Genomic DNA, 7,541 nt, shown 5'->3' on the forward strand with positions numbered 1-7,541 from the left:
TCACCGTCCAATATGTTTGACAAACCTACAGAAACCGGGAAATCAGGGGCGGGAAAGATGAAGTTTCTGTGAAGAATCACGAAGTTTCCCGTTGACAAACCGGGCGGATGTGCTTATAATAGGGCACAGCTAATTCTTTAGCTGTTAAAATTGCTAAAGAGCGGTAGGGATTGGAGGAACTTGATTATGAATGGAAGAAAACTAGCCGCTTTTGCCCTGAGCGGCGTTATGGCAGTCGGCCTGACCGCCTGCGGCGGAAACGGCGAACCGAATGAGTCTCCCGCCGGCGGCTCCGGGGGGGAGGCCTATCTGGTGGGTATCTGCCAGCTCGCCCCCCACGACGCGCTGGACGCGGCCACCAGGGGCTTCAAGGCGGCTCTGGTGGAGGCCTTCGGCGAGGATGGGGTGAAGTTTGACGAGCAGAACGCCGGCGGCGAGTACAACAACTGCGCCACCATCGTGGACGGCTTTGTGTCGGAAAATGTGGACCTGATGCTGGCCAACGCCACCTATTCGCTCCAGGCAGCCCAGTCCGCCACCGCCGACATCCCCATTCTGGGCACCGCCATCACCAACTACGGCATCGCCCTGGGCCTGGACAGCACAGAGGACAAGGTATTGGGCGGCAACATCTCCGGCACCTCCGACCTGGCCCCGCTGGACCAGCAGGCCGCCATGCTCCAGGAGCTGTTCCCCGACGCGGAGAACGTGGGCCTGCTCTACTGCTCCGCCGAGCCCAACTCCGTGTTTCAGGTGGAGACCATCCAGGGCTATCTGGAGGAGATGGGCTACACCTGTACCCAGTACGCCTTCACCGACGTGAACGACCTCTCCGCCGTGACCCAGTCTGCCTGTGACGGCTCCGATGTGATCTATATCCCCACCGACAACACGGCGGCCAACAACACCGAAACCATCGCCAATGTGGTCATCCCCGCCGGGGTGCCCGTGGTATGCGGCGAGTCTGGCATCTGCTCCGGCTGCGGCGTGGCCACCCTCTCCATCAGCTATGAGGAGCTGGGCCGTATCACCGGTGAGATGGCCGTCCAGATCCTCACCGGCGAGGCGGACGTGTCCGAGCTGGCAATCCAGTACGACACGGCCGTGACCAAGATGTACAACGCCGCGAACTGTGAGGCGCTGGGCATCACGGTGCCCGACGGCTATCAGCCCATTGAGTGAGGCGCAAACGTCAGAAAACCGCGGGAATGGACCTCCATTTCCCGCGGCTTTTTGGCACGTGCCTGTCTGTAATCCACTTTCGAGCGGGAGGCATGAAGAAAGATGAATGTTTTGGTAAGCCTGTTCAACTCCCTGCCCGGCGCCGCGGGGCAGGGGCTGATCTGGGGCATTATGGCCATCGGCGTCTATATCACCTATAAAATATTGGATGTGGCCGATCTGACGGTGGACGGCTCCCTGGCCACCGGCGGCGCGGTGGCGGCCCTGTGCGTCAGCATGGGCTGGAACCCCTGGCTGGCGGTGCTGGCGGCGGTGCTGGCGGGTATGCTGGCCGGGCTGGCCACCGGTGTGCTGCATACCGCCTGCGGAATACCCGCCATCCTGGCGGGTATTCTGACCCAACTGGCCCTCTACTCCATCAACCTGCGCATCATGGCCATCGGGGATGAAAATGCTACCACCAAGGCCACCCTGGCGGTGAGTGTGGACAAGAACGACCTGCTCCTGTCCTCCCGCTACGTGCGGGAGCCTGCGCTGAACAACCCTCTGCTGCTGCTGGTGCTGCTGACGGCAGCGGTGATCGCGCTGCTGTACTGGTTCTTCGGTACGGAGCAGGGCTCCGCCCTGCGGGCCACCGGCGCCAACCAGAGCATGGCCCGGGCCCAGGGCATCAACACCAACACCGCCAAGGTCCTGGGCCTGGTGGTGTCCAACGGCCTGGTGGCCCTGGCCGGCGGCCTGCTGGCCCAGTATCAGGGCAGCGCCACCATCGACATGGGCCGCGGCGCAATTGTCATCGGCCTGGCGGCAGTCATCATCGGCGAGGTGCTGCTGGACAAGGTGTTCCGCAACTTCGCCCTCAAGCTGCTCTCCGCGGTGATCGGCGCGATCATCTATTATGTGGTCATCACCGTGGTGCTCCGTCTGGGCCTGGAGTCCACCGATCTGAAGCTGCTCACCGCCCTGGTGGTGGCGGTGTTCCTGGCCGTCCCCTATTGGAAGGGCCGCTATTTCACCAAGCCCGTGCGGAAGGAGGGCGCTCCCCATGCTTGAAGTGCGCGAAATTTATAAGACCTTCAACGCCGGCACCATCAACGAGAAGCGGGCTATGAACGGCGTCACCCTCACCCTCAACGAAGGGGACTTCGCCACCGTCATCGGCGGCAACGGCGCGGGCAAGTCCACCCTGCTCAATCTGGTGGCGGGCGTCTACCCGGTGGACAGCGGCTCCATCGCCATCGGCGGGCAGAATGTGACCCGCCTGCCGGAGCACAAGCGGGCCCGGTTCATCGGCCGGGTGTTTCAGGACCCCATGATGGGCACCGCGGCCACCATGCAGATCGAGGAGAACCTGGCCCTGGCCGCCCGCCGGGGGCAGAGCCGCTCCCTCCGCCCCGGCATCACCCGCGCCGAGCGGGAGCAGTACCGGGAGTTGCTGAAAATCCTGGATCTGGGACTGGAGGACCGGCTGACCAGCAAGGTGGGCTTGCTCTCCGGCGGCCAGCGGCAGGCCCTGACTCTGCTGATGGCCACGCTGAAGAAGCCCCGGCTCCTGCTGCTGGACGAGCATACCGCCGCCCTGGACCCCAAAACGGCGGCCAAGGTTCTGGACACCACGGAGAAGATCGTGCAGCGGGATAAGCTGACCACCCTCATGATTACCCATAACATGCGCGATGCCATCGCCCACGGCAACCGCCTGATCATGCTCTACGACGGCCGGATTGTGGTGGATATCGCGGGGGAGGAGAAGAAGAAGCTGACCGTGGAGCAGCTCCTCGCGCTGTTCAGCAAAGCCAGCGGCTCGGACGAGGCCGACGACAAGCTGCTGCTGTCGTAGCCGCTGGCTTCCCCATCGCAGATGGGGCGGCGCCTGCGCCGTGCAAGCGTTTTGCCGGAGGCAAAACCTTGCCGCGGGCGGAATTCACTTCCGCCCGCGCGGGATAAAATCCGGGGCCCCCGGTCGGCCCGGGCCGGCTGGGGCACAGCGGTTCGGACAAGGCCGACGACAAGCTGCTGCTGTCCTGAGCGGTAAAAGCAAACAGAGTGCCCCGCCGTCCGTGGACGGCGGGGCACTCTGTTTAAGAAGGAAGAATCCCGAAATAGTTCAGCAGGGTACAGGTCAGGGCGGCGGCCTCCTCCCGGGTGGTGACGGCGGCCGGGTCAATATCCTCCAGGGGCTCCCACAGCAGGTTGATGGTGTTGCCCAGCAGCCCCTTCTGGCTCAGGGCCAGCAGCCAGACGGAGTCCCTGGCCCAGCCGGAGTAGGAGAGCAGCCCGGCAGCCTCCGCCGCGTCTGCGGGCATCTCTTGCAGGGTGAGGTCCATATACATATTGAGCCGCTGGGACAGCCGGGCCATGATGGTGATGAACTGCTCGTGGCTCACTGGCGCGTCGGGGGCGAAGCGGCCCTCTCCCACGCCCTCCACCAGGCCCAGCCGGGCCACGGCGTTGACGCACAGGCCGTACCAGTCGTCCATGGATACGTCGGTAAACTGGCTCTCGCCGGTGGGAACCCGGCAGTTGAGGGCCTGGGCCAGCAGGGCGCAGAGCTGGGCGCGGGTGAGGGAGCCCTCGGGCTGGAAGGCTCCGCCGCCGGTTCCGGCCAGGATACCGTAGGTGGCCAGCCGGTCGATCTGGGCGGCGTAGGGGGAGCCGGCGGTGTCGGTAAAGCTGCGGTCCCGGTAACTGGTGAGGACATACCGCCCCACCAGCTTCTCCACGGTGGTGTCGGCCCAGCCGTCGGGGCCGCCGGTGCCCTCCAGCACCCGGACGCCGTCGGGCAGAGCCTCCAGCAGAGCGGTAAAGGCGTCCCGGTGTGCTTCACTCAGGGCGGTGTCCAGCTCCACATACCAGCGCCAGTTGAAGTCGATACGCAGATAGCCCTCCGTGGAGCCCTTGGGGCTGGAGGCGGAGAGAAGGGTGGCGACCTCGGGGGCCAGATCGGGGTCCACCAGCAGGTGGGGGATCAGGCCAACGGTGTCGGTGGTGGAGCCGGAGGGGGCGTAGAAGCGGTAACTGGTGATCTTGATGGCGTCCCCGTCGGGGAAGTAGTCGGGCAGGGCGCGTTGGTCCAGAACCGTCTGGGCCACTCCCTTGCCGAAGGTGCGCCCGCCCACCAGGATGCCGGTATTGGTGTCCCGGATGTCGGAGGCGAACAGCTCGGAGGCGCTGGCGGTCTCCCCGTCGGTGAGGACGATGACGGGGGAGAGGGTGCGGGCGTCGTCGTTGCTGCCATACGCGCCGTAGGCGCCGGTGCTGTCCTTGAGGTAGGCCAGCACGCCGGAGCCGGTGAAGCAGCCCGCCGCGCCCATGGCCGCGTCTACCTCACCGCCGCCGTTGCCCCGGAGATCGACGATCCAGTGGTCAGCTCCGGCGGCGGTGTCCTCCATGCCGCTGACGAAGTGGGCCACCGTCTCGCCGCCGAAGGTGTCGCAGTCGATGTAGCCGATGTGGCCGTCCCACAGCTCGGTATAGGTGGCGGGGACGGTGATGGCCCGGCGGGTGAGGACGGCGGTGTACTCCGCCCCGTCCCGCCGGTAGGACAGTTCCACCCGGGTGCCGGGGTCGCCCTTGAGCCAGGCGGCCACAGTACCCGCGTCCTGCCCGGCGGTGGAGCGGCCGTCCACGGCGGTGACCAGATCACCGGGCTGGAGGCCGGCGTCGGCGGCAGGGGTGTTCTCATAGACCCGCTGGATCAGCGGCCCGTCCGCCGTGACCAGCGAGTAGATGCCTACGCCCACGGTATCCGTATCGGACATGGAGCCGGTAAAGGCCCCGTACTCCTCGGGAGAGAAGTAGGTGGTGTAGGGGTCGCCCAGGGCCTCCAGCATGGCCTGGATGGTGTTCTGGTCCAGAACGTCCTCGGGGACCTCGTCGATGTAATAGTCCTGTAGCAGCTCCCGGGCCTGATCGGGGGTGAGGGCCTGGGCGGCGGGAGAGAGGAGCAGGGTCAGGGCCAGGGGGAGGGCAAACAGGCGGCTGAGCGGCATACGCTTCATAGGAGGGCCTCCTTGGACAAATATGTTATGTAACCCAATTCTACGACAAAATGGGAGCGGGCGCAAGGCCCACTCCCATTTTGTATCTATTTGTCATTTTTACGCCTGCGCCCCGCGCTCCGGTATTATGTCATCCGGCGCCCTCGTGGGCCAGAATCCAGCGGGCGATATCCGCGATCACCTGGGAATCCACGGCCTGGGGCTGCTGGTACTCGTGCAAAACCTCCGCGATGGTGCCGGTGGGGGATGGCATGAACAGGTGGTTCAGGCCGGGGTACAGATGGAAGGCGGCGTCAGGGTGGGCGGACAGAAGGGCCTCGTAACGGCGGAAGTCCCGCTCCACCGACAGATGGGCGTCCCGGTCGCCCTGGAGCACCAGAACGGGCTTGGTCAGGCGGCGGAGGTACTCCTCCGGGGGGTGTGCCAGCATCTCCTTAAAGTACCACGCCCAGAGGTTCCCCAGGATGTGGGTGTGCTGGGCGTCCTCCTCCGCCATGCGGGGGAGGGCGGCGAACTGCTCCCGCAGGGCCTGAACCAGAGGCGCGGCGGCGGCGCGCTGCTCCGGGGGCATGGCCGCCAGAGAGGCCTCGTTCTGCTCCAGGATCAGGGCGTCCAGAGTGCGGGGGGTGCCCGCCCAGAAGATGAGCCCGGCGAAGGCGCCGCCCTCCGCGTCGATGCGGGGGGCCAGCATGCCGCCCATGCTGTGCCCCAGGAGATAGACCCGGTCCGGGCGGATCAGGGGTTCTGCCCGCAGCAGGGCGGCGGCGCACAGGGCGTCCCGGATGACCTCCTCCTCCACGCTGAGGCGGCCCTGAAGGGCGTCGGCCAGCCGCTTCCCGTGGGCAAAGGTGCGCTTGTCGTAGCGGAGGCTGGCCACCCCGAGGGCGGCCAGCCCGACGGCCAGATCCCGGAAGGGGCGGTTTGGACCCACGGCCTCGTCCCTGTCCTGAGGGCCGGAGCCGTGAACCAGCAGGACGGCGGGAAAGGGGCCCGCGCCGTCGGGGAGGGTGAGCAGGCCGGGGAGGGGATAATCCGCGTCGGCGGCCACAGTGATGGGAAGGGTGCGCATGAGACGGCCTCCTTTCATATAGGGCGGAGGTGCGCCTACGCCTCGCCCGCGATGCGCACGGCGGTGCCGTAGGCGGTGATCTCCGCCGCTCCCTGCATGACGGAGGCGGAGGTGTAGCGGATGCCGATGACCGCGTCCGCCCCCATGGCCTCCGCGTCGTCCACCATGCGCTTGGTGGCGATCTGCCGGGCCTCGGTGAGCATCTGGGTGTAGCTCTCGATTTCGCCGCCCACCAGGGTCTTCATGCCCGCCATAAAGTCCTTGCCGAAGTTCTTGGACTGAACCACGCTGCCCTTGGCGATGCCCAGGGCCTCGATTTTCTTGCCGGGAATATACTCAATATTTAGAAGCAGCATCTTCTTCTCCTCCTCGAATCTGTTTGATGCGCTGCCACAGGGCCAGCAGCACGCCGATGATGACCACGCCGGGAATGGCGAGCAGAAAGAGCATCAGCCCCAGGGGCGGGGCCTCCGCCGGCTCCACCGTCAGGCCCCAGACCATCAGGGCGATGAGGCCGCCCATCAGGGCCACGAAGACCAGGGCGGCGGCCACCGTCCCGCCGTAGCGGGTGACAATGTCGTTTTTTCGGATGTTCATAAACTGCGTTCCTCCCTCCTCCATCCGCTCCATCTTCTCCAGCCAGCGGCCCGCGTCCAGGCTGGCCAATTGCTCGCCCGACTCCGCCAGCTCCTGGCAGAGGGAGCGCATGGTGGCCAGGTTGTCCTGGGCCCGCTCCAACTGGATGATGTGCCGCCGCACGCCGTCGGTGAGGGTCAGGGTGCCCTGCTGCATCCTCCGAATCTCCTCCAGGGGGACGTCCAGCTTCCGCAGCAGCTTGATCTTCCGCAGGGCCTCCACGTCCGCCTCGCCGTAGTCCCGGTAGCCGTTGTCCGTCCGGCCGGGGGAGAGAAGCCCCTCCTTTTCATAGAAGCGGATGTTTCGCTTTGTGACGCCGACCAGTTGCTCGACCTCGTTGATCTTCACTGTGTATCACCTCTGACAGCCCTACCATACACCCTCTACCGGGTGGAAGGTCAAGAAAAATCTTTCTGAAACCGTAGTATACACCGGCGGGAGGGAAATTACCACCCGCTGTTTTGATGAACGGACTGGGTACCAGCAGATCCTCTCACGGTTCTGGGTAACTGTGGGGGCGGTCCTGGTGGTCGTCTCAATGCCCCTGCGCTGGGGAAATCCTCTCCGGGCGGGGACAAGCCCCGCCCCTACGTTCCAGCGCCGTTCCCCGGTTTTCTCACATACAGGCCGGTGCGGCGGGGGCGTTACAGCGT

General features: G+C 65.6%; 7 protein-coding genes. 3 read left to right on the top strand and 4 right to left on the bottom strand.

The window, feature by feature from the left end:
• Positions 1-186: 186 nt before the first annotated feature.
• From HMPREF0372_RS10235 to HMPREF0372_RS10245, 3 genes are all read left to right on the top strand, one after another.
• Positions 187-1,182, top strand: a complete 996-nt coding sequence (locus tag HMPREF0372_RS10235; RefSeq protein WP_009257566.1) for an ABC transporter substrate-binding protein — start codon at positions 187-189, stop codon at positions 1,180-1,182.
• Positions 1,183-1,284: 102 nt separating this feature from the next.
• Positions 1,285-2,235: an ABC transporter permease gene (locus HMPREF0372_RS10240; RefSeq protein ID WP_007491899.1), complete on the top strand. Its 951-nt coding sequence runs from the start codon at positions 1,285-1,287 to the stop codon at positions 2,233-2,235.
• Complete coding sequence (locus HMPREF0372_RS10245; RefSeq protein ID WP_007491900.1) at positions 2,228-3,022, top strand: ABC transporter ATP-binding protein; 795 nt, start codon at positions 2,228-2,230, stop codon at positions 3,020-3,022. Before HMPREF0372_RS10240 ends, HMPREF0372_RS10245 begins: the two co-directional genes overlap by 8 nt.
• Positions 3,023-3,263: 241 nt before the next feature.
• Here the strand turns inward: HMPREF0372_RS10245 and HMPREF0372_RS21045 are convergent, their stop codons facing one another.
• The 4 genes from HMPREF0372_RS21045 to HMPREF0372_RS10265 form a co-directional block, all read right to left on the bottom strand.
• On the bottom strand, positions 3,264-5,183 hold the full coding sequence (locus tag HMPREF0372_RS21045) for a S41 family peptidase (RefSeq protein ID WP_007491902.1): 1,920 nt from the start codon (positions 5,181-5,183) through the stop codon (positions 3,264-3,266).
• Between the two features lie 130 nt (positions 5,184-5,313).
• The gene (locus HMPREF0372_RS10255; RefSeq protein WP_039997209.1) at positions 5,314-6,252 is read right to left on the bottom strand and encodes an alpha/beta hydrolase family protein; all 939 of its coding nucleotides are present in this window, start codon (positions 6,250-6,252) and stop codon (positions 5,314-5,316) included.
• Positions 6,253-6,287: 35 nt separating this feature from the next.
• Entirely contained in the window at positions 6,288-6,608 is a 321-nt protein-coding gene (locus HMPREF0372_RS10260; protein WP_007491906.1) for a YbjQ family protein, read from the bottom strand.
• On the bottom strand, positions 6,589-7,236 hold the full coding sequence (locus tag HMPREF0372_RS10265) for a MerR family transcriptional regulator (protein WP_007491908.1): 648 nt from the start codon (positions 7,234-7,236) through the stop codon (positions 6,589-6,591). The genes HMPREF0372_RS10260 and HMPREF0372_RS10265 overlap by 20 nt, the downstream gene beginning before the upstream one ends.
• Positions 7,237-7,541: the final 305 nt, after the last annotated feature.

Source organism: Flavonifractor plautii ATCC 29863, assembly GCF_000239295.1.
Taxonomy (GTDB): domain Bacteria; phylum Bacillota; class Clostridia; order Oscillospirales; family Oscillospiraceae; genus Flavonifractor; species Flavonifractor plautii.

What these genes read in the sequence shown, in the direction of transcription:
- HMPREF0372_RS10255 (WP_039997209.1), bottom strand. Translation starts at nt 6,252, where the DNA reads ATGCGCACCCTTCCCATCACTGTGGCCGCCGACGCGGATTATCCCCTC.
- HMPREF0372_RS10240 (WP_007491899.1), top strand. Translation starts at nt 1,285, where the DNA reads ATGAATGTTTTGGTAAGCCTGTTCAACTCCCTGCCCGGCGCCGCGGGG.
- HMPREF0372_RS10245 (WP_007491900.1), top strand. Translation starts at nt 2,228, where the DNA reads ATGCTTGAAGTGCGCGAAATTTATAAGACCTTCAACGCCGGCACCATC.
- HMPREF0372_RS10235 (WP_009257566.1), top strand. Translation starts at nt 187, where the DNA reads ATGAATGGAAGAAAACTAGCCGCTTTTGCCCTGAGCGGCGTTATGGCA.
- HMPREF0372_RS10260 (WP_007491906.1), bottom strand. Translation starts at nt 6,608, where the DNA reads ATGCTGCTTCTAAATATTGAGTATATTCCCGGCAAGAAAATCGAGGCC.
- HMPREF0372_RS21045 (WP_007491902.1), bottom strand. Translation starts at nt 5,183, where the DNA reads ATGAAGCGTATGCCGCTCAGCCGCCTGTTTGCCCTCCCCCTGGCCCTG.